The 25,419-nt window shown below is 65.3% G+C and carries 26 protein-coding genes and 1 riboswitch; of the genes, 14 read left to right on the top strand and 12 right to left on the bottom strand.

Annotation, left to right across the window (positions count from 1 at the left end; all coding sequences use genetic code 11):
* Positions 1–2 precede the first annotated feature (2 nt).
* Both AB3G31_RS13615 and AB3G31_RS13610 read right to left on the bottom strand, forming a co-directional pair.
* Entirely contained in the window at positions 3–1,418 is a 1,416-nt protein-coding gene (locus AB3G31_RS13615; RefSeq protein ID WP_367850350.1) for a sensor histidine kinase, read from the bottom strand.
* Positions 1,418–2,110, bottom strand: a complete 693-nt coding sequence (locus tag AB3G31_RS13610) for a response regulator (RefSeq protein WP_367846618.1) — start codon at positions 2,108–2,110, stop codon at positions 1,418–1,420. Before AB3G31_RS13610 ends, AB3G31_RS13615 begins: the two co-directional genes overlap by 1 nt.
* A 99-nt stretch (positions 2,111–2,209) precedes the next feature.
* On the opposite strand from AB3G31_RS13610, the gene AB3G31_RS13605 reads away from it, so the two are divergent.
* The 3 genes from AB3G31_RS13605 to AB3G31_RS13595 are packed head-to-tail and all read left to right on the top strand — an operon-like array spanning position 2,210 to position 5,186.
* Positions 2,210–3,169: a Bug family tripartite tricarboxylate transporter substrate binding protein gene (locus AB3G31_RS13605; RefSeq protein ID WP_367846617.1), complete on the top strand. Its 960-nt coding sequence runs from the start codon at positions 2,210–2,212 to the stop codon at positions 3,167–3,169.
* Positions 3,170–3,183: 14 nt separating this feature from the next.
* Positions 3,184–3,690, top strand: coding sequence for a tripartite tricarboxylate transporter TctB family protein (locus tag AB3G31_RS13600; RefSeq protein WP_367846616.1), 507 nt, complete (start codon positions 3,184–3,186; stop codon positions 3,688–3,690).
* Positions 3,690–5,186: a tripartite tricarboxylate transporter permease gene (locus tag AB3G31_RS13595; protein WP_367846615.1), complete on the top strand. Its 1,497-nt coding sequence runs from the start codon at positions 3,690–3,692 to the stop codon at positions 5,184–5,186. The genes AB3G31_RS13600 and AB3G31_RS13595 overlap by 1 nt, the downstream gene beginning before the upstream one ends.
* Before the next feature lie 125 nt (positions 5,187–5,311).
* Here AB3G31_RS13595 and AB3G31_RS13590 read toward each other — a convergent pair whose 3' ends face one another.
* Positions 5,312–5,707, bottom strand: coding sequence for an SWIB/MDM2 domain-containing protein (locus AB3G31_RS13590; protein ID WP_367846614.1), 396 nt, complete (start codon positions 5,705–5,707; stop codon positions 5,312–5,314).
* A 166-nt stretch (positions 5,708–5,873) separates the two neighbouring features.
* Entirely contained in the window at positions 5,874–6,773 is a 900-nt protein-coding gene (yedA, locus tag AB3G31_RS13585) for a drug/metabolite exporter YedA (protein ID WP_367846613.1), read from the bottom strand.
* Between the two features lie 90 nt (positions 6,774–6,863).
* On the opposite strand from yedA, the gene AB3G31_RS13580 reads away from it, so the two are divergent.
* The gene (locus AB3G31_RS13580) at positions 6,864–7,367 is read left to right on the top strand and encodes an Lrp/AsnC family transcriptional regulator (protein WP_367846612.1); all 504 of its coding nucleotides are present in this window, start codon (positions 6,864–6,866) and stop codon (positions 7,365–7,367) included.
* Complete coding sequence (gene rraA, locus AB3G31_RS13575; protein WP_367846611.1) at positions 7,364–7,861, top strand: ribonuclease E activity regulator RraA; 498 nt, start codon at positions 7,364–7,366, stop codon at positions 7,859–7,861. Before AB3G31_RS13580 ends, rraA begins: the two co-directional genes overlap by 4 nt.
* Before the next feature lie 71 nt (positions 7,862–7,932).
* On the opposite strand, the gene AB3G31_RS13570 is transcribed toward rraA, so the two are convergent.
* Positions 7,933–8,826: a LysR family transcriptional regulator gene (locus tag AB3G31_RS13570; protein WP_367846610.1), complete on the bottom strand. Its 894-nt coding sequence runs from the start codon at positions 8,824–8,826 to the stop codon at positions 7,933–7,935.
* Between the two features lie 112 nt (positions 8,827–8,938).
* Between AB3G31_RS13570 and AB3G31_RS13565 the strand changes: the two genes are divergently transcribed.
* Positions 8,939–9,559 (top strand): glutathione S-transferase family protein, encoded by a 621-nt coding sequence (locus tag AB3G31_RS13565; RefSeq protein WP_367846609.1) that lies wholly within the window; start codon positions 8,939–8,941, stop codon positions 9,557–9,559.
* Positions 9,556–10,524 (top strand): pyridoxamine 5'-phosphate oxidase family protein, encoded by a 969-nt coding sequence (locus AB3G31_RS13560; protein WP_367846608.1) that lies wholly within the window; start codon positions 9,556–9,558, stop codon positions 10,522–10,524. Before AB3G31_RS13565 ends, AB3G31_RS13560 begins: the two co-directional genes overlap by 4 nt.
* On the opposite strand, the gene AB3G31_RS13555 is transcribed toward AB3G31_RS13560, so the two are convergent.
* Complete coding sequence (locus tag AB3G31_RS13555; RefSeq protein ID WP_367846607.1) at positions 10,509–11,240, bottom strand: aspartate/glutamate racemase family protein; 732 nt, start codon at positions 11,238–11,240, stop codon at positions 10,509–10,511. The genes AB3G31_RS13560 and AB3G31_RS13555 overlap by 16 nt on opposite strands.
* Before the next feature lie 2 nt (positions 11,241–11,242).
* Positions 11,243–12,133: an amino acid ABC transporter substrate-binding protein gene (locus AB3G31_RS13550; RefSeq protein ID WP_367846606.1), complete on the bottom strand. Its 891-nt coding sequence runs from the start codon at positions 12,131–12,133 to the stop codon at positions 11,243–11,245.
* A gap of 213 nt (positions 12,134–12,346) precedes the next feature.
* On the opposite strand from AB3G31_RS13550, the gene AB3G31_RS13545 reads away from it, so the two are divergent.
* Positions 12,347–13,660 carry a D-amino acid dehydrogenase gene (locus AB3G31_RS13545; RefSeq protein WP_367850349.1) on the top strand — a complete coding sequence of 438 codons (1,314 nt, stop codon included), beginning with the start codon at positions 12,347–12,349 and terminating at the stop codon, positions 13,658–13,660.
* Here AB3G31_RS13545 and AB3G31_RS13540 read toward each other — a convergent pair.
* The 3 genes from AB3G31_RS13540 to AB3G31_RS13530 all read right to left on the bottom strand — a co-directional run bounded on the left by AB3G31_RS13540 (position 13,566) and on the right by AB3G31_RS13530 (position 16,827).
* On the bottom strand, positions 13,566–14,468 hold the full coding sequence (locus tag AB3G31_RS13540; RefSeq protein ID WP_367846605.1) for a LysR family transcriptional regulator: 903 nt from the start codon (positions 14,466–14,468) through the stop codon (positions 13,566–13,568). The two genes, AB3G31_RS13545 and AB3G31_RS13540, sit on opposite strands and share 95 nt — an antisense overlap.
* A 16-nt stretch (positions 14,469–14,484) precedes the next feature.
* On the bottom strand, positions 14,485–15,399 hold the full coding sequence (locus AB3G31_RS13535) for a DMT family transporter (protein WP_367846604.1): 915 nt from the start codon (positions 15,397–15,399) through the stop codon (positions 14,485–14,487).
* Between the two features lie 66 nt (positions 15,400–15,465).
* Entirely contained in the window at positions 15,466–16,827 is a 1,362-nt protein-coding gene (locus AB3G31_RS13530) for a transaminase (protein WP_367846603.1), read from the bottom strand.
* A 160-nt stretch (positions 16,828–16,987) separates the two neighbouring features.
* Here AB3G31_RS13530 and AB3G31_RS13525 point away from each other — a divergent pair, with 160 nt between their 5' ends.
* From AB3G31_RS13525 to AB3G31_RS13510, 4 genes are all read left to right on the top strand, one after another.
* Positions 16,988–18,895 carry a M6 family metalloprotease domain-containing protein gene (locus AB3G31_RS13525; protein WP_367846602.1) on the top strand — a complete coding sequence of 636 codons (1,908 nt, stop codon included), beginning with the start codon at positions 16,988–16,990 and terminating at the stop codon, positions 18,893–18,895.
* Positions 18,892–19,674 (top strand): hypothetical protein, encoded by a 783-nt coding sequence (locus tag AB3G31_RS13520; RefSeq protein ID WP_367846601.1) that lies wholly within the window; start codon positions 18,892–18,894, stop codon positions 19,672–19,674. Before AB3G31_RS13525 ends, AB3G31_RS13520 begins: the two co-directional genes overlap by 4 nt.
* Positions 19,671–20,573: a RimK family alpha-L-glutamate ligase gene (locus AB3G31_RS13515; protein ID WP_367846600.1), complete on the top strand. Its 903-nt coding sequence runs from the start codon at positions 19,671–19,673 to the stop codon at positions 20,571–20,573. Before AB3G31_RS13520 ends, AB3G31_RS13515 begins: the two co-directional genes overlap by 4 nt.
* A gap of 67 nt (positions 20,574–20,640) precedes the next feature.
* A complete protein-coding gene (locus AB3G31_RS13510; protein ID WP_367846599.1) occupies positions 20,641–20,790 on the top strand; it encodes a hypothetical protein in 150 nt (49 codons plus the stop codon).
* A gap of 10 nt (positions 20,791–20,800) precedes the next feature.
* Here the strand turns inward: AB3G31_RS13510 and AB3G31_RS13505 are convergent, their stop codons facing one another.
* On the bottom strand, positions 20,801–21,055 hold the full coding sequence (locus AB3G31_RS13505) for a hypothetical protein (RefSeq protein WP_367846598.1): 255 nt from the start codon (positions 21,053–21,055) through the stop codon (positions 20,801–20,803).
* Positions 21,056–21,218: 163 nt separating this feature from the next.
* Here AB3G31_RS13505 and AB3G31_RS13500 point away from each other — a divergent pair, with 163 nt between their 5' ends.
* On the top strand, positions 21,219–23,930 hold the full coding sequence (locus AB3G31_RS13500) for a response regulator (protein WP_367846597.1): 2,712 nt from the start codon (positions 21,219–21,221) through the stop codon (positions 23,928–23,930).
* Here the strand turns inward: AB3G31_RS13500 and AB3G31_RS13495 are convergent.
* On the bottom strand, positions 23,918–24,106 hold the full coding sequence (locus AB3G31_RS13495; RefSeq protein WP_367846596.1) for a hypothetical protein: 189 nt from the start codon (positions 24,104–24,106) through the stop codon (positions 23,918–23,920). The genes AB3G31_RS13500 and AB3G31_RS13495 overlap by 13 nt on opposite strands.
* 121 nt (positions 24,107–24,227) lie before the next feature.
* A riboswitch (guanidine-I (ykkC/yxkD leader) is annotated at positions 24,228–24,346 on the top strand.
* Positions 24,347–24,401: 55 nt separating this feature from the next.
* On the opposite strand from AB3G31_RS13495, the gene AB3G31_RS13490 reads away from it, so the two are divergent.
* Positions 24,402–25,415 (top strand): ABC transporter substrate-binding protein, encoded by a 1,014-nt coding sequence (locus AB3G31_RS13490; RefSeq protein WP_367846595.1) that lies wholly within the window; start codon positions 24,402–24,404, stop codon positions 25,413–25,415.
* The last annotated feature ends 4 nt before the right edge of the window (positions 25,416–25,419 follow it).

Genomic DNA, 25,419 nt, shown 5'->3' with positions numbered 1-25,419 from the left:
AGCTAGGTATTTTGAACCAACGGTAGCCGCACGGTGGCATCCAGGCCCTGGTGTACGCCTTGCTGCACCCGGTTCACCAGCGCGATGCTGCCACCCAGGGCCTGCACGATTTCAAAGCAGATGGCCAGGCCCAGGCCGGAGCCGTGCTGCACGTCGCCCGCAGAAAACGGCTGGTACAGGCGCCGGGCCAGGTCGGGGCTGATGCCGGGGCCACTGTCGGCAATGCACAGGTGGGCCTGTGTGCCGTCGGCCACCAGGTCCACCTGCAACGCGCTGCCCACCGGGGTTTGCTTGATGGCGTTGTGCAGCAGGTTGCGGGCCAGTTCGCGCAGCATCCAGTCGTGGGCGCGCACCGGGGTGGGGGTGGTGTGGATGGCGAAGTCGATGTCTTTGTCGGCCAGCAGGGGCGACAGGTCGATGGCCACGGCGCGCAGCACGGCCGACCAGTCCAGCACCTCGGCATTGGCCTGCTGGCGCAGCTGCTCCACCTTGGCCAGGGCCAGCATCTGGTTGGCCAGTACGGCGGCGCGGTCGACGGTGGCGTTGATCTCCAGCAGGGCCTGGCGCGGCTCTATATCGTTGCGCAGGGCCGACTGGACCTGGGTTTTCAGCACCGCCAGCGGCGTGCGCAGCTGGTGGGCGGTGTCGCGCACAAAACGTTTCTGGTGGTCCAGCAGGTGCTGCAGGCGGGTCATCACGTGGTTGGTGGCATCGACCAGGGGGCGCAGCTCGCGCGGGGCGTCGGGGGCGGTGATGGGGGTCAGGTCGTTTTCCAGGCGGGCTTGCAGGGTCTGGCTCAGGCGGCGCACCGGGTGGGTGGCGCGCTGCACCACCAGCACCACCACCAGGGCGATGAAGGCCACCAGAGCGGCCTGCCGCCACAGGGTATCGAGCAGGATTTGCCTTGCCAGGGTGTGGCGCAGCTCCAGCGTTTCGGCCACCTGGATCACCGCCATGCCGCGCCCGTCGTCGGTGGCCACGGGCTGCAGCAGCACGGCCACGCGCACCGGTTCGCCATTGACATGGTCGTCGTAGAAATCCACCAGTGCGGCGTAGGCCGGTTTGGCCGGGATGGTGCCGCGCCAGAACGGCAGCACCGCGTAGCCCGAGACCATTTCGCCTTGCAGGCTGGAGACGCGGTAGTAGATGTTGCTTTTGTTGTCGGCCTCGAAGGCTTCCAGGGCTGAATACGGCACGGTGGCGTGCAGCACGGCGGCTTCGTCATAGCCGTCCACATCCAGCAGCTCGCCGATGGACTTGGCCGAGGCCAGCAGGGTGCGGTCGTAGGCGGTGGTAATGGCAGCCAGCGCCTGCCGGTACAGGCTGACGGTGTTCAGCGCCACCACGGCAATGACCGGCAGCAAGATTCCGATCAGCAGGGTGCGGCGCAGCGAACGGACCTGGCCTGCAGGCTCCATCACGCTTCTACCTTGAGCAAATAGCCCAGTCCGCGCAGCGTCATCAGCCGCACGCCGGTGCTGGCCAGCTTTTTGCGCAGCCGGTAGGCAATCACTTCAATCGCCTCGAACTGCACCTCCTGCGCGCCGGGGAATACCAGCTCGAACAGCCGCTCTTTGGTGACCGCATGGCCGGGCTGGGCCAGCAGGGGGCGCAGCAGGGCCAGTTCGCGCGGGCTGAGTTCCATGGGCTGGTCGTGGTGGTACACCGCGCCACTCTCTTTTTCATAGCGCAGTGTGCCCACGGTGATGGCGCTGGGGGCTGATTTGTCTTCAAAGTCCCCGGCCGTGTCGGCACTGCGCCGGGCCAGGGCGCGCAGGCGGGCTTCCAGCTCTTCCAGGTCGAACGGCTTGGGCAGGTAGTCGTCGGCCCCGGCGTTCAGGCCCAGCACCCGGTCGCCCACCGTGCCGCGGGCGGTGAGGATCAGCACGGGCGTGCGCAGCCCGGCCTTGCGGGCGGCGGCCAGCACCTGCAGGCCGTCCATGCCGGGCAGGCTCAGGTCCAGCAGCACCACGTCGGGCGGCGCGGCCAGCCACAGGGCCAGGGCCTCAATGCCATCGCTGCAGGCCTGGATGCGCATGTTGCGCCGACCCAGGGCCCGCACCAGGGTGGTTTGCATGGCGGGATCGTCTTCAACTAGGAGCAGCTTCATGCCTCCGACATTAGCATTTTCCCTAGGCATTTCCGACGGCCAACTGACAGATATGGCATGCATGATCGGTAGGTTCGTCCATTTAATGAGGAGACTGCGATGCGTCGTGATGCTTTTTTGAAGTCCTTGGCTGTGCTGGCGGCTGCCGGAACCCTGCCTTTTGCGGCCCGCGCGGCGGCCAATATCAAGATGATGATTCCGGCCAACCCCGGTGGCGGCTGGGACACCACAGGCCGCGCCCTGGGCAAGGCGCTGACGGATTCGCAGGCGGCCGACTCGGTCAGCTTTGACAACAAGGGCGGTGCTGCCGGTGCGCTGGGCCTGGCCCAGTTTGTCAACGGCAGCAAGGCCGACCCGAACGCCATGATGGTGATGGGCGCGGTCATGTTGGGCGGCATCATCACCGGCAAGCCACCGGTCGGGCTGAACCAGGCCACGCCGCTGGCCCGTTTGACCACCGAATACAACGTGTTCGTGCTGCCCGCCAATTCGCCTTACAAGAGCATGAAGGAAGTGGTCGAGCAGCTCAAGAAAGACCCCGGCAGCATCAAATGGGGCGGCGGTTCGCGCGGCTCCACTGAGCACATTGCCGCGGCCATGATTGCCCGCGACGTGGGCGTGGACCCGTCCAAGATCAACTACGTGGCCTTCCGGGGCGGCGGTGAGGCCACGGCGGCCATTCTGGGCGGCAACGTCACGGTGGGCGGCAGCGGCCTGAGCGAGTTCTCCGAGTACATCAAGACCGGCAAGATGCGCGCGCTGGCCATGACCTCGGGCACCCGCCTCAAGGGGGTGGACATCCCCACCCTGAAAGAGCAGGGCATCAATGTCGAGATCGGCAACTGGCGCGGCGTGTACGGCGCGGGCGGCATCACCCCCGAGCAGCGCAAGGCCCTGATCGACATGATCGTCAAGGCCACCAAGTCCAAGACCTGGGCCGACGCCATCGAAAAGAACAACTGGACCCCCGCCGTCATCACCGGTGCCGAGTTCGAAAAGTTTGTCGATGACGACTTCGCCAGCCTGCGCGCCACCATGGTCAAGTCGGGCATGGTCTAACCGAGCCAGCGTCCATGAAACTGACTATGCAAACCTCCCAGACCCTGATCGGGCTGGGCACGCTGGTGCTGGGTGTGGCCATGGCCCTGGGCGCCCTGGACATCAAGTCCGATGCCGGCTACGCGGGCGTCGGCCCCAACTTTCTGCCCTGGGTGGTGTCGATTGCGCTGATCCTGTTTGGCGCATGGTTGGCCTGGGAGTCGCGCACCGGCGGCTTCCGTTTCATGGACGAGGCCTCGGGCGGAGAACGGGCCGACTGGGTCGCCTTCGCCTGGGTGTCGGTGGGCATTTTGGCCAACGCCGCGCTGATCACCACCATCGGCTTCATCTTGAGCTGCACGCTGCTGTTTGTGCTGGCCGTGCGCGGCTTTAAATCGGCCGAGGGCCGCAACGACAAGTCGCTGGGCACCTGGGCCAAGGATGCCGCCGTTGGCTTCGCCATCTCGGCCCCGGTGTACTGGATGTTTACCAAGCTGCTGGCCATCAATTTGCCCGGCCTCACCACGACGGGATGGTTGTAATGGATCTATGGAACAACTTATTGCAGGGCTTCATCACGGCGGGTACGCCGGTGAACCTGCTGTGGGCCCTGCTGGGCTGCACCCTGGGCACGGCCATCGGCGTGCTGCCCGGCATCGGCCCGGCCACCGCCGTGGCGATGCTGCTGCCCATCACCGTCAAGGTGGAGGCCACGGCCTCGATGATCTTCTTTGCGGGCATCTACTACGGTGCGATGTACGGCGGCTCGACCACCTCCATCCTGCTCAACACACCGGGTGAATCCGGCTCCATGGTCACCGCCATGGAGGGCAACAAGATGGCCAAAAATGGCCGTGCCGGTGCGGCGCTGGCTACGGCGGCCATCGGCTCGTTTGTGGCGGGCACCATCGCCACCGTGCTGGTCACGCTGTTTGCGCCGCTGGTGGCCGCCTACGCCATCCGCCTGGGCCCGCCCGAATACTTCATGCTGATGCTGCTGGCCTTCACCACCGTGAGCGCGGTGCTGGGCAAGAGCACGCTGCGTGGGTTGACGTCGCTGTTCATCGGCCTGGCCATGGGACTGGTGGGCTTGGACCAGCTCACTGGCGCCGCGCGCTACACCGGCGGCGTGTCCGAACTGATGGACGGGCTGGAGGTGGTGCTGATCGCCGTGGGCCTGTTCGCGGTGAGCGAGGCCTTGTACAACGTGATGTACGAGGGCAAAACCGTCGAAACCGCCAACCCCATGAGCAAGGTGCACATGACGGCCAGCGAATGGAAGCGCTCCTGGCCCGCCTGGCTGCGCGCCACCTTCATCGGCTTTCCGTTCGGCACCATTCCGGCCGGGGGCAGCGAGATTCCCACGTTCCTGAGCTACGCGGTCGAGAAAAAGATCTCCAAGCACAAGGAAGAGTTTGGCACCACCGGCGCCATCGAAGGCGTGGCCGGCCCCGAGGCGGCCAACAACGCGGCCATCACCGCCACGCTGATTCCGCTGCTGACGCTGGGCATCCCCACCTCCAACACGGCGGCTATTTTGCTGGGCGCGTTCCAAAATTACGGCATCCAGCCCGGCCCGCAGCTGTTTGACACCAACGCCAATCTGGTCTGGGCGCTGATTGCCTCGCTGTACATCGGCAACGTGATGCTGCTGATCCTGAACCTGCCGCTGGTGGGCCTGTGGGTCAAGCTGCTGAAGATCCCCAAGCCCCAGCTCTACGCGGGCATCTTGATCTTTGCCACGGTGGGTGTCTACGGCATGCGCCAGAGCGCGTTCGACCTGGTGCTGCTGTACGGCATTGGCCTGCTGGGCGTGGTGATGCGCCGCTACGACTTCCCGACCGCCCCCGTGGTGGTCGGCATGATCCTGGGCCCGCTGGCCGAGGCGCAGATGCGCAACGCGCTGTCGATCGGCGAAGGCAAGTGGACCATTTTCCTGGAGCGGCCCATGTCGCTGACGCTGCTGGTGGTGGTGCTGTCGGTGCTGGTGCTGCCCCGGGTGCTGAAGATGATCGGTGCGCGCAAGGCCTTGGCCTGACGGTTGAATACTATAAAAAAGGAGCTGCCTGTGCTGATGGAATAAGCGCTGGCAGCCTTTTTTACCCATAAAAAAAGCCGCTTTACGCGGCTTTTTTTTTGGGGCATAAAGGGCGGTAGAGCCGATTACTTCAGGTGCTTGCCGATCAGGCCAGCCATTTCGAACATCGTGACTTCGTCTTTGCCGAACACGGCCTTGAGCTTGGCATCGGACTTGATGTTGCGCTTGTTGGCGGGGTTTTGCAGGTTGTTCTTCTTGATGTAGACCCACAGCTGCTTGACCACTTCGGTACGGGGCAGAGCTGCGGTGCCGACGACGGCAGCCAGTTCCTTGCTGGGGGTCAGGGCCTTCATGAAAGCCGCGTTGACGGCGCGCGCTGGAGCAGCGGCAACCTTCTTGGCGGGAGCGGCTTTGGCAGCGGTTTTGGTGGCCGCTACCTTGGTGGTCGGTGCTTTGGCTGCCGGAGCAGCTTTCTTTGCAGGAGCAGCAGATTTTGCTGGGGCTTTTTTTGCAGTTGCCATGATGGTCAGTCCTTGTTGGAGTTAGGTTCACACCAGCGAAAAACATCGTCTCCACCGGCAGACCACGATGCTAATGGAGAAAAAACGGGTTTCCCATAGGCAGAGCAACTTTTTCGCACCCGGGAGCCGTCTTTTCATTGGTAAATCGCACTGGGAACGGAGGTTTTCAGTGCTTGCGCGATTTTTGGCCCGCCACCAGGATGCAAACCACCCCCAGCAGCACCACTGCGCAGGCGGCCCATTCCCGCGTTGTCACCACCTCCCCGGCCAGCGCCACGCCGAGAAACAGCGCAATCAAGGGGTTCACGAACGCGTAGCTGGTGGCCAGCGCGGGCGTGGCGTGGGCCAGCAGGTACAGGTAGGCGCTGAACGCCACCAGCGAGCCCGCCACCACCAGGTACACCCAGGCCGCCGTGGCCGCCGCCGTGGGCGGCCAGGTGGGTTGTTCGCCCAGCGCCAGCGATACCAACAGCAGCGCCGTGCCGCCGCACAGCATTTCGCTGGCATAGCCCATCGGCCCCTTGGCCAGTGGCAGCCGGGTGGTGGACAGCACCGAGCCCAGCGACCAGGCCAGCGTGGCCCCGGTGATGCACAGCAGGCCCCCGGGCGCGGCGGCAAAGCTGGCCCCCTGCACCAGCAGGGCCACGCCCACCAGGCCGATGGCCATGCCCAGCAGTTCCAACGCGCTAGGGCGCTTGCCAAACAGCAGGCCCCAGCCGCAGGTCAGCATGGGTACCACGGCGATGAAGGTGGCGATCAGCCCGGAGCCAATGTGCAGCGAGGCCTGCGCCGTCAGCCCCATGCCGCCGCCCAGCATCAGCACGCCGATCACCAGCGCATTGCGCCACTCTGTAGCGCTGGGCAGGGCCTGCCCGCGCGCCAGCAGCCAGGCCATCAGCAACCCACCCGCCGCCAGAAAGCGCGTGCCCATCTGGAAGAACGGCGGAAAACTCGGCAGCGCCAGGTGGATGGCCAGGTAGGTGGAGCCCCACACCAGGTAGCAGGCCAACAGAGCGGGCAGCAGCAGGGCGTTGGGGCGGAGAGCGAGGGATGTGGCAGTAGACATGGCCGTTATCTTAGGTAGACATTGGCGGCCACACCATGCAAGATTGCTGTAAAAATAGCGGCCTGGCCTTTACTTTTAAATCAAATCTGCATGTTGACCGAAGTTACCGAATTCGACGCCTGTGACGACCGCATCCTGGGGGAATTGCAGCGCGATGCCCGCATCACCATGGCCGAGCTGGGGCGGCGGGTGCACCTGAGCCAACCGGCGGTGACCGAGCGGGTGCGCAAGCTGGAAACCAGTGGCGTCATCAAAGGCTACCGCGCCGAGGTGGACCTGACGCGGCTGGGCTACGGCATCCGCGCCATCATCCGCGTGGCCCGGGCCGACTATGCCCGCGTGGTCAAGCTGATCGAGCAAACCCCCGAGGTGCTCAACGCCTACAACGTCACCGGCGAAGACAGCTGGGTGCTGGAAATTGCCGTCATCGACGTGCGCCACCTGGACGTGGTGGTCAGCAAATTTTGTATCCTCAGCCCCACCTCTACGTCCATCGTGCTGAACGCCCCGCGCGAGAATGCGCTGGTGCTGCCCGCGCGGCGGGAAACCCCATCAACCTCATCCCCATCCACTACCAAGGCGAACTCCAAATGACCGCTACCTTCTCCACCTGCGACCTGTGCGACGTACACAAAAACGACCTCACCGGTGCGTTCCGCGTGCTGGCGCCGGCGTTCCGCGACTTTGGCGGCATTTCCAAATTCAGCGGCCAGGTGTTCAACGTGCAGTGTTTTGAAGACAACTCCCTCGTCAAGGCCGCGCTGGATACCCCCGGCAAGGGCCGGGTGCTGGTGGTCGGCGGGGGCGGCTCGCTGCGCCGGGCCCTGCTGGGCGGCAACCTGGGCGCCGCTGCCGTGGCCAACGGCTGGGCCGGTGTGGTGATCGATGGCTGCGTGCGCGACGTGGCCGAGCTGGCCGCCCTGCAGGTCGGCATCCGCGCCCTGGCCACCATGCCCATGCCCACGGAAAAACGCAACCAGGGCCAGAGCAACGTGGCGGTGCACATCCAGGGCACCTGGGTCATGCCGGGCGAATGGCTGTACGCCGACGAAGACGGCATGGTGGTCAGCGCCACCGCAATCGTCTAGAAACGCTACATAAAAAGTAGCTGCTTACGCTTGTGGATAAAGCACAAGCGGCCTATTTCTTGGGGAAATTCTCAGGGCCGACGAAAGCCCTGTAGCGCCTCGCGCATCCAGTCGATGAAGACCCGGGTGCGGGTGGGCAGCAGCCGGGCGTGGGGCAGCACCAGGCTCAAGGGGCGGGGCGGCGACTCGAAAGCCTCCAGCAAAATCTGCAGCCGCTGGTCGGCCAGGTAGGGGGCCACCTGGTACTGCAAAAACATGCCCATACCCATGCCCGCCACGCAGGCCTCCACGGCGGGTGCGATCTGGTTGAAGTCCAGGTTGCCGCTGACGTTGATGCTGAACGGGCGGCCCTTGTCAATGAACGGCCCCCAACTGGGGTTGTTGCCGGTGCGGCGCACGCAGTTGGCCCGCAGCAGGTCTTTGGGGTGGCGCGGCACCCCGGCGCGCGCCAGGTAGGCGGGGCTGGCCACCACCACGCGGCGGATGTGGCCCAGGGTGTGCGCCACCAGCGACGAGTCTTCCAGCGGGCCAATGCGTATGCCCACGTCAATGCCTTCTTCCAGCAGGTTCACCACCCTGTCGTATAGCAACACGCTGCAGCGCATCTGCGGGTAGCGCTGCACAAAGCGCGTCACGGCCGGGGCCACGTGCATCTGGCCGAACTGCACCGGCGCGGTGATGGTGAGCTGGCCTGCGGGTTCGCGGGCATCGGCCTTCAGCGCGGCCTCGGCATCTTGCAGGCTGGCCAGCACCTGGCGGCAACTCTCCAGGTGGCGGCGGCCCTCTTCGGTGAGGGCGATGCGCCGGGTGGTGCGCTGGAACAGGCGCACACCCAGATCCGCCTCCAACGCCGCCAGCGCGCGCACCACTGCGGGCAGGGATGTGCCCTGCGCCAGCGCGGCGGCGGTCAGACTGCCCTGGTCGGCAATCTGCACAAAAGTCTGCATGGCTTTGAGCTTGTCCATGCTGTTGATATTAGTTCGAGATGTGGAGTAGTCAAATGCGTTGCAGGCCATTTATCGTTGCGGGTGGAATAAACACAATGGACCTCTCTGCACACCCCATAGAAAGAACACCATGCCTATCACGCTCTACCGCCATGCCGTCTCGGGCCATTCCCACCGCGTGCAGCTCATGCTGTCGCTGCTGGACCTGCCCTGCGAACTGGTAGACATCGACCTGCTGGCCGGGGCCCACAAAGCCCCGGCGTTTCTGGCCCTGAACGCCTTTGGCCAGGTGCCGGTGCTACAGGACGGCGATACCGTGCTGGCCGATTCCAACGCCATCCTGGTCTACCTGGCCAGCCGCTACGCCCCGCCCGGCACCTGGCTGCCCACCGAGCCCGTGGCGGCCGCGCAGGTGCAGCGCTGGCTGTCGGTGGCGGCGGGCCCCTTGGCCTTTGGCCCGGCCCTGGCACGGGTGATCCAGCTGTTCCAGCGGCCCACCGACCCCCACGAGGCCATCCAGCGGTCTGCCCAGCTATTCAACGTGGTGGAGGCGCATCTGCAGCAGTCCGACTACCTGGTGGGCCCCACGCCGACCATTGCCGACATCGCCCACTACAGCTACACCGCCCATGCGCCCGAGGGCAACGTCTCGCTGGCGCCGTACCCCCGGATACGCGCTTGGCTGGCCCGCATCGAGGCCCTGCCGGGCTTTGTGCCCATGGTGCGCAGCCGCATTGGGTTACTGGCATGAACACCCCTGTTCCCGCTGCCTTCCACGCGGGGGAGGTCGCCCTGCAGCAGCGCGCAGGCGTGGCCCAGCGCATGGCCGAGGTGGGGCCGCGCGTGATCCGCAGCTACATGCCCGAACAGCACCGCGACTTTTTCGGCCAGTTGCCCTTTGTGGTGCTGGGCAGCGTGGACGCGCAGGGCCAACCCTGGGCCTCGGTGCTGGCGGGGCCGCCGGGCTTCATCCGCTCACCCGATGCCGCCCGGCTGCGGGTGCAGGCCATGCCCGCCGCGGTTGACCCGCTGGCGCGTAATTTGGCCGAGGGCGCGCCCATCGGCATGCTGGGCATCGAGCCCCACACCCGGCGGCGCAACCGGGTGAATGGCCGCGTCACCGCGCTGTACGGCGGCGGCTTTGGCCTGGCGGTAGAGCAAAGCTTTGGCAACTGCCCCAAGTACATCCAGGCCCGCGAGCCGGTGCTTGCCGAGCGGGTGGAGGCCCCGGCCACCCGGGGCACACAGCTGGATGCCGCCGCCCTGCGCCTGGTGCAGGGGGCCGATACCTTCTTCATCGCCAGCGCCCATCCTGGCGCGGGGCTAGCGGGAGACCATGGTGTGGATGTGTCCCACCGCGGCGGCAAACCCGGCTTTGTGCGGGTGGACTTGGACGCCGCAGGCCAACAGTGGCTGACCGTTCCCGACCTGGTGGGCAACTACTTTTTCAACACCCTGGGCAACCTGCTGCTGCAGCCGCAGGCGGGCCTGCTGTTCATTGACTTTGACAACGGCGACCTGCTGCACCTGGCCGTGCGCGCCGAGATCGTCTGGGACGGCCCCGAACTGGCCCGCTACCCCGGCGCCCAGCGGCTGCTGCGCTTGCAGGTCCAGCAGGTGCTGCGGCGGGCGGCAGCGCTGGCGCTGCGCTGGAGTGCGGCAACGCTCTCGCCCGCCCTGGACGGCACGGGCGGGTGGGTTCAGGCCGGGGCGTAGGCCCGCTGCGCCAGGGCCTGGGCCAACACCCGGGCCGGGTTGAACAGCGGCAGCTCGGCAGTCTGGGCCAGGCCGTCCAGCGCCAGCGGAATCTCGGTGCAGCCCAGCACCAGGGCCGCACCGCCGTGGCGTTGCGCCAGGGCCAGGGCCACTTCGCTGAAGCAACGTTGCGCCAGCGCCATATTGCCCGCTTTCACGCCGTCGTAAATGCCTTGCATGATGCGCGCGCGCTCGGCGGGCGTGGGCAGGTGGCAGGGCACGCCGACGCGGGCCAGGGCCTGCGTGTAGACCCCGCTGCGGTAGGTGCCCTCGGTGGCCATCAGGGCCGCGGCGGATACCTGGCGGGCGGCCAGCGTGCGGGCCATTTCGTCGGCGATGTGCAGCACATCCAGCTGCGGAAACCGGTCTTGCAAACGGCCGTGCCAGGCATGGGCCGTGTTGCAGGGCATGGCCACGCTACGCGCGCCCAGTGCCGCCAGGCGGCCCAGGGCCTGCAGCATGGGCTCCAGCGGCTGCTGCGCTCCGAGCGCGTCGCTAGCCAGTGCCTGGGTGCGGTCGGGTACCGGCACCTGGGCCAGCCAGTGCTCGGGGAAGCGCTGGTCGCTGACCGTGATACCGATGGCCTGCATATGTTCCACGCAGGACTGCACGAACAGGCGCACAAAGTCTGCCCCGGCGGCGGGCCCCATGCCACCCAGAATGCCGACGACCTGCATGCTCAGATAGCCGGTTTGTCGCTGAGGGCCTTGATGTTGTCGCGCAGCTCCTTGCCCATGGGCAGGTTCAGGTTCTGGCCCTTGGGGGGAATGGGCGACATGAACCACTTGTTGTAGAGCTTTTCAAACTGGCCGGACTTCATCATGCCGCCAATGACCCCGTTGACCAGCTGCTGGAACTGCGGGTCGTCCTTGCGCAGCATGCAGGCATAAGGCTCGACCTGCAGCGAGTCGCCCACCACCTCCCATTCGGCGGGGTTCTTGGCGTTGCCGATCAGGCCGAACAGCAAAATGTCGTCCATGGCGAACGCCACCGCCCGGCCACTGTCCACCAGCAGCATCGCATCGTCGTGGTCCTTGCCGAGCTGGATCTCCATGCCCAGGTTTTTCTCGATGTTGTACTTGCGGATCACCTGCGCATTGGTGGTGCCGGAGGTGCTGGCCACGGTTTTCTTGGCCAGGTCGGCGTAGTTCTTGATGGCCGATGTCTTCTTCACCAGCAGCCGCGTGCCGGTATAGAAGTGGTTGATGGCGAACTGCACATCCTTGCCGCGCACTGTGTTGTTGGTGGTGGAGCCGCACTCCAGGTCGATGGTGCCGTTTTGCAGCAGTGGGATGCGGTTTTGCGAGGTCACGGCCTGCAGCGTCACTTTCAGGTCGGGTTTCTTCAGCTGTTTCTTCACCGCGTCGGCCACTGCGTTGGCAATGTCCACCGCAAAGCCTTCGGGGGTGTTACCGCCCGCCAGGTAGCTGAACGGCACCGACGACTCGCGGTAGGCCAGGGTGATCTGGCCCGACTCGGTAATTTTTTGCAGGGTGTCGGCACCCACCGGCAGGGTGGCGGCCAGGCCGACGGCCAAAACCAGGGTGGACAAAGGGGAAGTTGCGTGCATGGGGATCCTTGGTGCGGAGGTGGTGGGGAGTAGGCTGGGGGCAGTTTAGGAGCAGCTGCCCACCAGGGACAGTGCCGTTTTCGGGGCAGGGTATGACCGAAAGTTATGGGTGGCCGGGCATAACTTTTGCTGATGGATGCAGGGGCGTTTGGCATTGGCCGGATCCAGTGCGTTTGCCTACAGTCGATGCAAGATCAACCAGGGTGAATGCAGATGCATGTATGTGTTTTAGGGGCCGGTATCGTCGGGTTGGCCACGGCCTATGTGCTGCGCCAGCAGGGGCTGGAGGTGACCGTGGTAGACCGCGCCACGCCCGGTGCCGGTGCCAGCGGCGGCAACGGCGCCCAGCTCAGCTACAGCTATGTGCAGCCGCTGGCCGACCCCGGCATCTGGCGGCAACTGCCCAAGCTTTTGCTGTCGGCCGACTCGCCGCTGAAGCTGCAGCCCCAGTGGGATGTGCAGCAGTGGCGCTGGGGTCTGGCGTTTTTGCGGGCCTGCAATGCCCGCACCTCGGCCCGCAGCACGGCCCAACTGCTGCAACTGGCGGCACGCAGCCGGGTGGGTTTTGAGGCCATGCTGCAAGACCTGGCGCTGGACTGCGATTTCAGCCGCACCGGCAAGCTGGTGGTGTACCGCAGCGCAGCGGCCCTGGCGGCAGCGGGTCAGCAAGTGGCACTACAGCAGGGCCTGGGCAGCGTGCAGGAAGTCGTGTCGCCGCAGCGCTGTGTGGAACTGGAGCCCGCGCTGCAGCACGACCAGGCCCGCATGGTCGGCGCGGTCTACACCCCGGACGAATGCGCCACCGACTGCCTAAAGGTCTGCGTGGGCCTGCATGCCGCGCTGCAGCAGCGCGGGGTGAAATTTGTGCTGGGTGCCGAAGTGCAGGGCGTGGTGCGCCAGGGGGCCCGCATCCGCAGCGTGCAGACAACCGCAGGCACGGTGCAGGCCGACCAGTTTGTGCTGGCCCTGGGCAGCGCCAGCCCGGTACTGGCCCGCCAGGTGGGCCTGCAGGTGCCGGTGTATCCGCTCAAGGGCTACAGCATCACCCTGGATATTGGCGATGCGCCCCACAGCGCTCCGCGCGTCAGCGTGACAGACGCGGCGCGCAAGGTGGTGTTCGCCCGCATCGGCCACCGCCTGCGCGTGGCGGGCATGGCCGAGCTGGTGGGGCAGGACGGCCGCATCCCGCCCGAGCGGATACGGAGCCTGCTGGACAGCACCCGGGCGCTGTTCCCGCACTGCGTGGCGGGTGCCGATGTGCAGCCCTGGACCGGCATGCGCCCGGCCACGCCCACCGGTCTGCCGCTGGTGGGGTGGCAGGCGCGGGGGCCGGAGAACCTGCTGCTCAACACCGGGCACGGGGCGTTGGGCTTGACACTGGCGTTTGGCACGGCCCAGGTGCTGGCCGAGGAATTGCTGGGCCAGGATGCCGTCAGTGCAAGGCCGTTTCGACCACCTTCTGCACACACTGCGTCATCGCGCTGGCCAGCAGCGAGCTTGGGCGGTTCACCGCGCGCAAGGCCTTGATGGGCACCACGATCTGCGGCTCCAGCGCCAGCACGTCGACCTTGGTGCTGTCGGCCGACAGGGCGGTGCAACTGTCCACCAGGGCCACGGCCAGGCCGTGGTGGGCCAGCGCCAGGGCTGCATGGTAGGTTTGCACCGTGACGGCCGATACCAGGCCCACACCGGCCTCGCGGCAGGCGTGGCTGAGGGTTGAGCCTACGGGGTCGCGCACATCGATATTCACCACCGGCGTGCGGGCCAGGTCGGTAAGGTGCACCATGCCTTGCTCGACCTGCTGGGCGCTGAACACGCCCTTGGGGGCTACGCAGACCATGCGGCCGTCGGCCAGATGCCGCTGCTCCAGCGAGGGGTGGGCGATGGCACTGAAGACAAAGCCCACATCGGCCTCCTGCAGCACCAGCGACGAGATGATCTGCGGCGAGTGCAGCGCGTCCATGGTGACCACCACGTTCGGGTGCTGCTGGCGGAACAGCCGCAGCGCCCGGGGCAGCACCTCGTAGCTCAGTGCCAGTACGGTGAGGATGTGCAGTTCGCCGTCCTGGTGGCCGCGCTTGAGGCTGTTGGCCAGGCGTTGGACGTCGTCCAGTTGGGCAAACAGGCGCTCGATGTGCGGATACAGGGTTTGCGCCTCGTTGGTCGGCGTAAGCCTTCCCTTGCTGCGCTGGAACAGCGGAAAACCCAGCTGCAGCTCGGCATGCGCCAGCACCCGGCTGACGGCGGGTTGGGTCACGTTGATCAGCCGCGCGGCAGCGCTGACGCTGCCGGTCAGCATGATGGCGTTGAAGACTTCGATGTGGCGCAGGCGCATGGGGGGTCCTAGTTTTTCAGGGCAAGGTTGCCAGCACCACACCCAGCAGCGCGATGGCAAATGCCAGCCACTGCACCGGCCCCAGGGTTTCGCCCAGCACCAGCACGCCGGTGAGTGCGGTGAAGATCGGTAGCAGCACGCTGTACACGCCGGCCTGGGCGGCGGGCACTACGCGCAGGCCGGTCATCCACAGCCAGACGGTGCCAATGCTGGCGGCCATGGCGTAGTACACCAGCAGCAGCCAGGTGCCGGGGTGCACACTGGCAAACGGGAACGACAGTGCCAGGTACAGGCCCATGGGCGTCATCAGCGCCAGGCCCCACAGGTTGATCAGCGCGCTGATGCGTTTGGGCCCCAGGCTGCCGGTGAGCTTTTTGCCGATCACCGCATAGGCCGCCTCGCACAGCACCGCGCCGACGATCAGCAGATTGCCCCACACCTGGTTTTTAGATGCCAAATCGGCCTCTTGCGCAGACAGCATAGGCGTAAGGTGCTCTGATTTTGTGAGCGCCAGCAAGGCAATGCCCAGCACCCCGCAGGCGATGGCGGCCCCGGTGCGCAGCGTGATGCGTTCACCCAGCAGCGGCCAGCTCAGCAGCGCCACCGAGGCCGGAATGGCCGCCAGAATCACCCCGGCCGACACCGCGCTGGTCAGCCCCATGCCGTACAGCATGCAGATTGAAAACAGGAAGTTGCCCAAAAACGACTCCAGAAACACCAGCCAGCGGGTGTGCGCCGACAGGGGGCCTTCTGAGGCGGGCTTCTTCAGCCAGGGCAGCATGGCGATGGCTGCAATGCCAAAGCGCAGCCAGGCCAGCAAAAACACCGGCAGCGCGGCCACCAGCGGCTTGCTTAAGCCCACATACACGCCGACCAGGGCCATGCCAGCGGCCAGGCAGAGCCGGGCGGTGAAGGGGGAGGGGTGGTACATAAACTATAGTTTTGATAGCTGCTCACGCTCTATCCATAAGCGCTGGAAGGCTAAAAAGCGTATAAATCAAAGGGTCAAAAAAGCCGCCAACCCGTCCAACATCTGCTGCACGTTGGCCTGCGTGGTGGCGGGCGACACCAGCAGCATGGTGTGGAAAGGGGTGAGCAGCACGCCCCGGTTCAGCAAAAACAGGTGCAACAAGGCATCCAGCGCGGGCTGGCTGGTGGCGTGCACTTCGGCGGCGTTGCGCGGCGGCTGGGCGGTGAATTGCAGCTCCATGCGGGCACCGAGCTGGGTGACGGTCCAGCCCAGGCCATGGGCGGCAATCTGGGCCCGCAAGCCCGCCGCCAGCGTGTCGGCCAGCGCCAGCATGGGGGCGTAGGTGGCGGGCGTGTGCAGGTGGGTCAGGGCGGCGTGCAGGGCGGCCAGCGTGAGCGCATTGCCCGCCAGCGTGGTGCCAATGCCGCTGTGGCCCTCGGGCGCGGCCTGTTTGGCGTCTCGCATGCGCTGGGCCAGGGCGTCGGTGAAGCCATACACCGCGCAGGGCAGACCGCCCGCCACGGCCTTGCCGATGACCAGCAGGTCGGGGGCCAGGCCGTGCACTTTGGCGTAGCCGCCGCAGCCGGTGGACAAGGTGTGGGTTTCGTCCAGCGCCAGCAGGGTGCCATAGCGCTGGCACAGGGCCTGGGCAGCTTGCCAAAACCCCGGGTCTGGCAGCACCAGACCGCAGTTGGTCAGCGCGGGCTCGGCCAGCAGGCAGGCCACCTGGCGGTCGGCCAGGGCGGCTTCCAGCGCGGCCAGGTCGTTGAAGGGCACGATGCGGGTGAAGGCGGCGTGGTTGTGCACATTGCCCAGCACCGAGGGGCGGGGCACGGTGGTTTTGCCGTCTTGGCCTTGCAGGTCTACCAGTGTGTCGTCCACCGCGCCGTGGTAGCAGCCGTCAAACACCAGCAACTGGGGGCGCTGCGTCACGGCCCGCGCCCAGCGCAGCACAAAGCGGTTGGCGTCGCTGGCGGTCAGGGCCATTTGCCACTGCGGCAGGCCAAAGGTGGCGGCCAGCAGCGCACCCACCTCGGCGGTTTGTACCGAGGGCAGCATGCTGGTCAGCCCGCGCGCCGCCTGCTGGGCGATGGCCTGGGCCACCGGCGCCGGGCTGTGGCCAAACATGGCGCCGGTGTCGCCCAGGCAGAAGTCGCTGTAGACATGGCCGTCGGCGCAGGTGAGTTGCGCGCCCTGGGCGTGCTGCACGCACAGGCTGGCCGGGCTGGGCCAGTCGCGCATCCAGTGCAGCGGCACCCCAAACAGGAAATGCTGCGCGGCCTGGGTGGCCAGGGCGATGGAGCGCGGGTGGATGGCGGTGAAGCGCTGGGTTTCGGTGGCGAAGCGTGAGGCCAGCGCGGACGGGGTCAGGGCGGGATGGGTCGTCATGGGGCTTATTGTTACAGCGCCAGGCGGGCAGGGTGCTCCACAGCAGTGCAAGAACGGCCAAAGTCTTTTTCCCCCAAATGGGGGATGACCACGGCCAGCGTGCTCCGGGCCGCGTCTACCGTGCGTTGATACTCATTCCACAGCAACGCAAGGAGATGCCATGACGACATACCAAAGCCATTGCAGCTGCGATGCCCCCGCCGCAGGCCGCGTGCGCGCCCGGTGGAGTGACTTTTGCGCCGTCGCCCCCAGCCCCGAGCTCAAGGCCCGTCTCAAGGCCGAACTGGCCAAGGCGCGCGGCAGCGTCAGCGCCGAGCTGGCCAGCGCGCTGACGCTGGCGCGCAGCCCCACGCGGCTGGGTTTCAACGATGGTGTGATTTTCCCGCCCGACCAGTTTCCCGAGGGCACGCCCAAGTCGGCCATCCGCAATGCCGCCGCCGACCGGGCCCCCCTGCGCGGCCCGCTGCGGGTCATCGTGGTGCTGGCCCAGTTCAGCGACAAGGCCATGGTGCAGACGGCGCAGCACTACCGTGACCTGTTCTTCTCCAGCGGCGTGCTGCCCCACGGTAGCGTGAAAGAGTATTACCAGGAGGTCACCGGCGGCCTGGTAGACATCGTGGGCGAGGTGGTGGGCCCCTACACCCTGCCGCAGACCCTGGCCTGGTACGCCAACCACAACTTCGGCATCAGCCGGGGTGGCGGCGCGTTCCGGGCCAACATCATGGCCAAGGATGCGGCCGTGGCGGCCAACCCGGCGGTCAACTTTGGCCTGTATGACAACGACGGCAATGGCTTTGTGGATGCCTTCATCGTGGTGCACGCCGGGCGCGGCGGCGAGCAAACCGGTAATGCCGGCGACATCTGGTCGCACAAGCACGTGCTGCCTGCGGCCATGCCCGCCGACGGCAAGCAGATCTACGCCTACCTCACCGTGCCCGAAGATGCCCGGCTGGGCGTGTGTGCGCATGAGCTGGGGCATTTGCTGTTTGGCTTTCCCGACCTGTACGACACCGACGGCACCTCCGAGGGCATTGGCGACTGGTGCCTGATGTCGGGCGGCTCGTGGAATGGCGGCGGCGACATTCCGGCCCACCCCTCGGCCTGGTGCAAGGTCAACCAGGGCTGGGTGGGCACCACCAACGTCACCACCAGCGGCACGGTGTCGCTGCCCGATGTCAAAACCAGCCACACCGTGCACCGCCTGTGGAAGAACGGCGCGGGCGGCAGCGAGTATTTTTTGCTGGAGAACCGCCAGCGCAGCGGCTTTGATGCGCAACTGCCCGGCGCCGGCCTGCTGGTCTGGCACATCGATGAAACCCAGTCTGGCAACAGCGACGAGAGCCACTACAAGGTGGCCCTGGTCCAGGCCGACGGCCTGCGCGAGCTGGATGCCAGCCACCCGGCCGGCAGCTTTGGCGACCAGGGCGATAGCGGCGACCCGTTCCCCGGGGCTGCGGCCAAAACCGCCTTCAGCGCCACCACCACGCCCAATTCCAGGTCGTATGCGGGGGTGAATACCTGCGTGTCGGTCACCGCTATTTCCGCCTCCGGCCCCACCATGGCGGCCACGCTGGGCGTGCGCTGCAGCGCCAAGTCGCTGGTCAAAGACCGCAAAGACCTGCGCAAGGAGGGCAAGGAGCTGGCCAAGGAAACCGCCAAGGAGGGCAAGGAAATCCAGAAGGACATAGCCAAAGAAACCGCCAAGGAAACCGCCAAAGAGGTGGCCAAGGAAATCGTCAAAGACCGCAAGGACATGCTGGAGCACCGCGTTGTGCGCGCCGCCCCGGTGGCCGACCCCAGCCACCTGGACGTGGTGCTGTCTGACTTGGAAGCCCGGCTGCAGATGCTGGAGGCCATGGTGGGTGCGCGGGCGTTTGCCGCGAGCCCGTCCGGTGGTGTTGCCGATGGTGGCGAAGCCCGGGGCATGGCCCAGCCCTTCATCGACGCCAGCCTGCGCCCGGACCTGGTGGGTGGCCCGGCCTACGACGACGGCAGCGACCTGCAACAACGCATGGCCGCCGGGGACCGCGACGCGAAACGGGCCTTTGACGCGCCCGTGCCCCGATGAATACCTTGATGAACCCACCGCGTGAGCTCCCCGGCACCGGGGAGGCCCCTGGCGTCATCCTGGTACTGGCCCATGCCAGCGATGCCGGTGCAGCCTCGGTGGCCGCCTCGGTGCGCAGCCTGCTCGCCGGGGCCCCGGTGGAGGTATGGACGGTGCGCCCTGAAAGCCTGGGGCTGGCCGCGTGGTCTCACACCGTGGATGCGCACGGCGTGGCCCGCACCCGCCTGGTGCTGCCGGGCCGCCCGGCGCTGCACAGCACGCAGATCCGCGCCGTGTTCAACCGCATCCAGCACCTGCCCCTGCCGCAGTTCAGCCAGGCCCCCCCCAAAGACCGCGACTACGCCGCCATGGAGCTGCAAGCCCTGGTACTGAGCTGGCTGGCCGCCTGTGGCGGCTGCGTGGTGCAGCCGTTGCGCGGCCAGCCCTGGCTGACCCCGCAGCTGCCCCTGCTGCACTGGGCCAGTGCAGCCGCCCGCTGCGGCCTGCCATTGGCGGAGCAAAGTGCCTTGGCGGTCCCCCCGTCCTGGGACGCCACCGTGCTGGTGGCCGGCACGCTGACCACCGGCGTCCTGGCCAGGCGGCTGGGCGTGGCCTGCGTGGCCACTGCGCAAAACCTGGGCTTCAAGCTGCTGGAGTTCCGCTTCCAGCGCGGTGCGGCGGGGGCCGTGCTGGTCGATGTCAGCCCGCACCCCGCACTCAGCGACCTGGAAGACATTGACGCGGTGGCTCGCTGCCTTGCGGACCTGGCCGAACGCACCCTGGTCGAAGAAGCCGCATGATCCTCGTCTACGGCCAGGGCGATGACCCGCCCATCGAGCACCTGGTGGCCGCGCTGCACCGCGCGGGCGCAAGCTTTCAACTGCTGGACATTGCCCGGCTGCACCAGTCCCATTTGGACATCCAGGTGGGGCCGCAGGGCCTGGCGGGCGAGCTGGTACTGGACGGCGTGTGCACCGCGCTGGCCGACATCCGCGCTGTCTATGCCCGCCCGCTGGAGCCCGCCGTGGACAGCCTGCCCGAGCCCGCGCAAAAGCAGGCCCTGCAACTGCACCGGCACCTGGTGGAGTGGCTGGACGTGGCCCCGGCCTGCGTCGTCAGCCGCCCGGCCGCCATGCAGGCCAATGCGTCCAAGCCGCTGCAGGCCCAGTGGATCGGAGAAGCCGGATTTCTGGTGCCGCCCACGCTGGTAACCTCTGACGCGGCCGAGGTGCGTGCATTCCACAAAATCCATGGCCGGGTGGTGTTCAAGTCGGTCAGCGGCATCCGCTCCATCGTGACCGAGCTGGACGACACCTGGCTCTCGCGCATGCACCGCCTGGCCCAGCTGCCCACCCAGTTCCAGGCCCATGTGCCGGGGGTGGATGTGCGGGTGCATGTGGTGGGCCAGCAGGCCCTGGCCGCCGAGATCACCAGCACCGCCACCGACTACCGGTACGCCCACCGCAGCGGCGCGGCCGCCCAGGTGGTTGCCACCACGCTCCCCCCCACGGTTGCCGCCCGTTGCATTGCCATGTCCCACGCCATGGGCCTGCCCCTGAGTGGTATTGACCTGCGCCTGCGCCCCGACGGCGAGTACGTGTGCTTCGAGGTCAACCCCATGCCGGCCTTCAGCTACTTTGAGGTGGAGAGCGGGCTGCCGATCGCGGCCGCGCTGGCGGAGTTGTTGATGGGGGCTTGAGCGAAATGGGCTGTTGGCGCCGATCAAACAAGCGTAGGCAGCTCTATAAACCATAGCAAATGCGGTGTTGCAGGTCCTGGCCCTGGACCGCGCCGGGGGCCACCCCATCCATGGCACCACACACCCCAGCCTGGGCTTGCCCACGCGGCGGGCGGTGATCGAATCCGGCTGCCGGGTTTTTAGGCAGTTGCATGGACTTCCGCGCAAGTTGGCGTAAAGTAACAAAATTAAACAATTGCTTTCAACTCAGTAACATGAGGCGCGCCCAACGGCAAATGCAGCGGCGGTCGCCGCGCTACCGACCAGAAGCCAGGCCAGCCGATCGCGTTGAAAGTCGCAATATATTCAAATGGGTTTGGAGTTTGGTGCGTTGCCTCGATTTTGTTTTTGGTGGGGTCTTGCAGGCGGTGGGTTGATTTCAATTGGGCTATTTCAATTTTTGAATATATTGAATGAAATATAGGTATGCGTAATACAGTCAAGATTTTTTTGTTGTTACGTAATTTTCTCGACCTGTTTATCCCGACGGATTGGCCTGAAAATGAGCAAAGAAACCAGGCCAGAAATGTGGTGGCTGCGCTGGTTGCCTATATTTTGGTTGCGCCACTCTTTATTTTGGAATATTACCTTCAGAATAATATATTCTTGGCCCAGATTGTGTGCGGCAACGTGGCCGTTGCGTTGGTGGCATCGACGCTGATCCGGCGCTTTGGTGCCCTGAAACTGGCCCGATGGGCCGCCGCCGGTAATGTGTATTTCTGCTTTACCCTCACCATCTGGACCTTTGGCGGAAGGGTAGACCACGCCAATGCCGTGTGGATGGCGATCTTCCCTCTGGTATCCATTTTTGTGTTCGGGGTGAATGGTGGGGTTATTTCGATCGCGCTGGCATTGGGTACCACGGTTTTGTTTTATCTGGCCGGCACCTACCACTGGGTTGCATTTCCGCCCTTTGCCCCGCGCGACAGCTATTGGCTGGCGCTGGCCGCCAACCTGGGGATTACCCTGGTCTGCGGCATATTGGCCATTCTGTTTCAATTCGCAAAATCGATCAGCGACCTGGCTCTGGAAGAGTCCCGTGCCGAGGCCCTCAAGCTGAGCGAGATCAAAAGCCAGTTTCTGGCCAATATGAGCCATGAAATCAGAACGCCCATGAATGCCATCATTGGGCTGTCTGGTTTGGCATTGAAAAATGAGCTGGACCTGCGCACGCGCGATTATTTAACCAAGATCAATAAATCGGGCGAGCATCTTCTGGGTATTATCAATGATATTCTGGATTTTTCTAAAATAGAATCTGGCAAGCTGGAAATAGAGGCCGTGCCATTCAGCCTGGAGCCGGTGATTGAAAATCTGGTCAATCTGTTGAGCCAAAGGGTGGAAGAAAAAGAGCTGGAACTGCTGTGCGACTTCGATCCCCATCTGCCCAAAATGCTGCTGGGCGACCCGCTGCGCATTGGCCAGATTTTGATCAACTACGCCAACAATGCGCTGAAGTTCACCGTCAAAGGTGAAATCAAACTGTCGATCACCCTGCAGGAATGCACGGCCACCGAGGCCGTGGTGGTTTTTTCGGTGTCCGACACCGGCATTGGTTTGACCGAGGAGCAAATAGGCCGCTTGTTCAAGAGCTTTGAGCAGGCCGATTCCTCGATCACCCGGCAATACGGCGGCACCGGGCTGGGTTTGGCCATCAGCAAAAGTCTGGCGCAGGCCATGGGCGGCGACGTGGGGGTGCGCAGCGTGTACGGGCAGGGTTCCACCTTTTGGTTCAGTGCGCGCCTGGGCATTGCCGATGCAGAAAAAGTGGTGGCCCAACCGCCCAGCGAACTGTATGGCCGCAAGGTTTTGGTGGTGGACGATAACGAATCGGCCGCCATGGTGCTGGCAGAGATGATGCAGGCCATTGGTTTCTCGGTGCGCTGTGTGCATTCCGGGGAGGCCGCGCTGCACGCGTTGCGCCACGCCACGGCAGAACCCTTCGACTTTGTGCTGATGGACTGGCTGATGCCCATCATGAACGGATTGGAAGCTGTGTCGGCCATACAGGCCATGGCGCTGCCCAGGCCGCCCCACCTGATCATGGTGACCGCGCACCGCCGCCAGGAGCTGGTGCAGCGCGCGCAGTCCTTGGGGGTGGACTACGTGCTGAGCAAGCCCATCAATTGCTCTTTGCTGGTCAACACCATGATGCAGGTCATGGGCTACACGGCGCAGCCGTCTGACACAAGCCCGCAGTTGCGCGACAACGATGCCTTGCTGCTCGAGATGGTTCGCATCCAGGGCGCGCGCATTCTGCTGGTGGAAGACAACGAAATCAACCAGCAAGTGGCCTGCGAAATTTTGCAGGGGGCTGGGTTCGAGGTCGAAGTGGCCGAAAACGGCCAGGTGGCCGTGGCTAAGGTCCATGCCCGCACTGCCGAGGGCCTGCCGTACGACATCGTGCTGATGGATATGCAGATGCCCGTGATGGACGGCCCCAGCGCCACGCGCAGCATTCGCCAGAGCCACTCTGCCCAGGCGCTGCCGATTGTGGCAATGACCGCCAACGCCATGAAGGCCGACCGCGACCTGTGCATGGCCGCAGGTATGAACGATGTGGTGACCAAGCCCATCAACCAAAGCGAGCTCTGGAAAGCGCTTCTGGTGTGGGTCCAATCCCGGCCCGGGCTGGGGCCGGTTGCAAAACCCGCCATCGCCCTGGCGCCTGGCTTCCCGCCAGCCGGTACCGCACCGCCCGACGCCAGCACCGATGCGCTGATGCAGGCGCTGCGCACCGTTGACGGGCTGGATGTCGATGTGGGGCTGCGCCGCACCTCCGGCAAACCCACGTTCTATGCCACCATGCTGCGCAAGTTTGTAGCCAGCCAGGCCGACGCCGTGCAACGGGCCCAAGAGGCACTCAACGCTGGCGACCCTGGCACGGCCGAACGCATTGCCCACACCCTGCGCAGTGTGGCCGCCAATGTGGGCGCATTGCGTCTGGCCGCACTGGCCGAGCAGGTAGAGAACCGGGTGCGCCAACCGCAGGCGCCGCAAGATGGCGACCTGGCGTCCGCACTGGCGCAGGCCGATGCCTGTCTGGCATCACTCATCCAGGCGCTGCAGGCCAGCCCGGGTTTCGCGCAAACGGACGACGCCCACCCACCGCTGCCAGAGGGCCACGGCGCAGACCCCGAGAGGGTGAAGGAGGTCGTGGAGGAACTCAAAAGCCTGCTCGGGCAAGACGACAGTGCCGCCGTCGACCTGTGGAACACGCACCGCAGTCTGCTGCAGCAGCAGTTCCCCGCAGCGCCGCAGATTGAACAGGCGCTGAATGATTTCGACTTCAACGTGGCGTTGCACTATTTGTCCTGAAGCAGGCGCCGCGGCGCGCTATCAAAAACGGCCGAAATTCCCTGCATAAAATGAGCCTTTCGTGCTGATAAAACAAGCGCAAGTAGCTCCCAAATAAATAGCAAATATTGCAAATTTGCACCGCGGTGGCGTCCAGGCACCACCGGCGTGCCTGCCGCCGCGCGGATGCGGTGCATGGGCAGGCCCACTGTCCGAGCCGCCAAGCCCCATTTCCCTCTGAAGACACCCATTTCCCAACGCCTGGCATTGAATTTGCATGCACCCTCAGCGCGGGGGCAGCCACACTGGATTGCTTCTACAAATGACCGCTAGGGTTCCGGCTGCTTGATCTTCAGGTGGTGTCTGGTCCGAGAGCAGTCGGCCAGCAGCGGCCCATACCACTGCAGGCTCCACGGCGGGACAAAAGCCCGGGAGGTTCACTTCGTGATCGAGGTGGTCTCCCGCATTTGTCCCTCAACCTGGAGTCTTGCCATGTCTTGTTCTACCTCTTCCCGTTTCTTTTCGATTTCCCGTGCTTTCAAACGCAACGTCGTCGGCGCTTTGCTGGTGGGTGTGGCGGCGGCTGGCATCACCACGCCCGCTGCCGCCGAAATCAAAGTGGGTGTGTCCGACTGGCCGGGCTGGGTGGCCTGGTATGTGGCCGAGCAAAAGGGCTTCTTCAAGAAGAACGGGGCCGATGTGAAGCTGGTCTGGTTTGCCAACTACACCGACTCCATCGGCGCGCTGTCTTCGGGCCAGCTGGATGCCAACTCGCAAACCTGGTCCGACACCCTGGGCCCGCTGGCCAAGGGCCTGCCGCTGAAGGCCATTCTGGTCAATGACAACTCCGCCGGCAACGACGCGCTGATGGTCGGCCCCAAGATCACTTCTTTCGCCCAGCTCAAGGGCAAGAAGGTGGCTTTGGAGCAGTTCAGCATTTCGCACTTTGTGCTGGCCACGGCGCTGGCCAAGAACGGCATGCAACTGGCCGACGTGAAGATCGTCAACCTGTCCGCAGGCGATGCCGCCGCCGCCTTCATCAGCGGCAAGGTGGACGCGGCGGTGCTGTGGAACCCCTGGGTGAACCAGATCGAGAAGAGCGGCATGGGCAAAGCTTTGTTCACCTCCAAGGACATGCCCGGCCTGGTGCCCGACCTGCTGGTGGCGCAAGACAAGGCTATCCAGACCAAGCGCAAGGAGCTGGTCGGCATGCTCAAGGCCTGGTTCGAGACCGAGAAGTTCATCCGCGAGCAGCCCGCCGAGGCGGCCAAGATCATGTCCAAGGTGGTCAGCATGTCGCCCGAGGAATACACCGTGTTCCTGCCCGGCACCAAGTTCTTTGACGCGGCCGCCAACACCCAGGCGTTTGATGCCAAAAGTGCCCTGTCGCTGGCCAGCACCGCACCCACCATCGCGGCCTTTTTGACCAAGTACAAGCTGATCGAAGGCAAGCCCGATGCCGCCAAGGGGCTGGACGGCACGCTGGTGCAGGACGCGCTGAAGTAAGGCG

Source organism: Rhodoferax sp. WC2427, assembly GCF_040822085.1.
GTDB lineage: Bacteria > Pseudomonadota > Gammaproteobacteria > Burkholderiales > Burkholderiaceae_C > Rhodoferax_B.
This window is presented reverse-complemented; position numbering and strand designations above follow the sequence as displayed.

Coding starts and splice junctions, on each gene's coding strand:
- AB3G31_RS13615 (WP_367850350.1), bottom strand. CDS start 1,418: ATGGAGCCTGCAGGCCAGGTCCGTTCGCTGCGCCGCACCCTGCTGATC.
- AB3G31_RS13610 (WP_367846618.1), bottom strand. CDS start 2,110: ATGAAGCTGCTCCTAGTTGAAGACGATCCCGCCATGCAAACCACCCTG.
- AB3G31_RS13605 (WP_367846617.1), top strand. CDS start 2,210: ATGCGTCGTGATGCTTTTTTGAAGTCCTTGGCTGTGCTGGCGGCTGCC.
- AB3G31_RS13600 (WP_367846616.1), top strand. CDS start 3,184: ATGAAACTGACTATGCAAACCTCCCAGACCCTGATCGGGCTGGGCACG.
- AB3G31_RS13595 (WP_367846615.1), top strand. CDS start 3,690: ATGGATCTATGGAACAACTTATTGCAGGGCTTCATCACGGCGGGTACG.
- AB3G31_RS13590 (WP_367846614.1), bottom strand. CDS start 5,707: ATGGCAACTGCAAAAAAAGCCCCAGCAAAATCTGCTGCTCCTGCAAAG.
- yedA (WP_367846613.1), bottom strand. CDS start 6,773: ATGTCTACTGCCACATCCCTCGCTCTCCGCCCCAACGCCCTGCTGCTG.
- AB3G31_RS13580 (WP_367846612.1), top strand. CDS start 6,864: ATGTTGACCGAAGTTACCGAATTCGACGCCTGTGACGACCGCATCCTG.
- rraA (WP_367846611.1), top strand. CDS start 7,364: ATGACCGCTACCTTCTCCACCTGCGACCTGTGCGACGTACACAAAAAC.
- AB3G31_RS13570 (WP_367846610.1), bottom strand. CDS start 8,826: ATGGACAAGCTCAAAGCCATGCAGACTTTTGTGCAGATTGCCGACCAG.
- AB3G31_RS13565 (WP_367846609.1), top strand. CDS start 8,939: ATGCCTATCACGCTCTACCGCCATGCCGTCTCGGGCCATTCCCACCGC.
- AB3G31_RS13560 (WP_367846608.1), top strand. CDS start 9,556: ATGAACACCCCTGTTCCCGCTGCCTTCCACGCGGGGGAGGTCGCCCTG.
- AB3G31_RS13555 (WP_367846607.1), bottom strand. CDS start 11,240: ATGCAGGTCGTCGGCATTCTGGGTGGCATGGGGCCCGCCGCCGGGGCA.
- AB3G31_RS13550 (WP_367846606.1), bottom strand. CDS start 12,133: ATGCACGCAACTTCCCCTTTGTCCACCCTGGTTTTGGCCGTCGGCCTG.
- AB3G31_RS13545 (WP_367850349.1), top strand. CDS start 12,347: ATGCATGTATGTGTTTTAGGGGCCGGTATCGTCGGGTTGGCCACGGCC.
- AB3G31_RS13540 (WP_367846605.1), bottom strand. CDS start 14,468: ATGCGCCTGCGCCACATCGAAGTCTTCAACGCCATCATGCTGACCGGC.
- AB3G31_RS13535 (WP_367846604.1), bottom strand. CDS start 15,399: ATGTACCACCCCTCCCCCTTCACCGCCCGGCTCTGCCTGGCCGCTGGC.
- AB3G31_RS13530 (WP_367846603.1), bottom strand. CDS start 16,827: ATGACGACCCATCCCGCCCTGACCCCGTCCGCGCTGGCCTCACGCTTC.
- AB3G31_RS13525 (WP_367846602.1), top strand. CDS start 16,988: ATGACGACATACCAAAGCCATTGCAGCTGCGATGCCCCCGCCGCAGGC.
- AB3G31_RS13520 (WP_367846601.1), top strand. CDS start 18,892: ATGAATACCTTGATGAACCCACCGCGTGAGCTCCCCGGCACCGGGGAG.
- AB3G31_RS13515 (WP_367846600.1), top strand. CDS start 19,671: ATGATCCTCGTCTACGGCCAGGGCGATGACCCGCCCATCGAGCACCTG.
- AB3G31_RS13495 (WP_367846596.1), bottom strand. CDS start 24,106: ATGCACCGCATCCGCGCGGCGGCAGGCACGCCGGTGGTGCCTGGACGC.
- AB3G31_RS13490 (WP_367846595.1), top strand. CDS start 24,402: ATGTCTTGTTCTACCTCTTCCCGTTTCTTTTCGATTTCCCGTGCTTTC.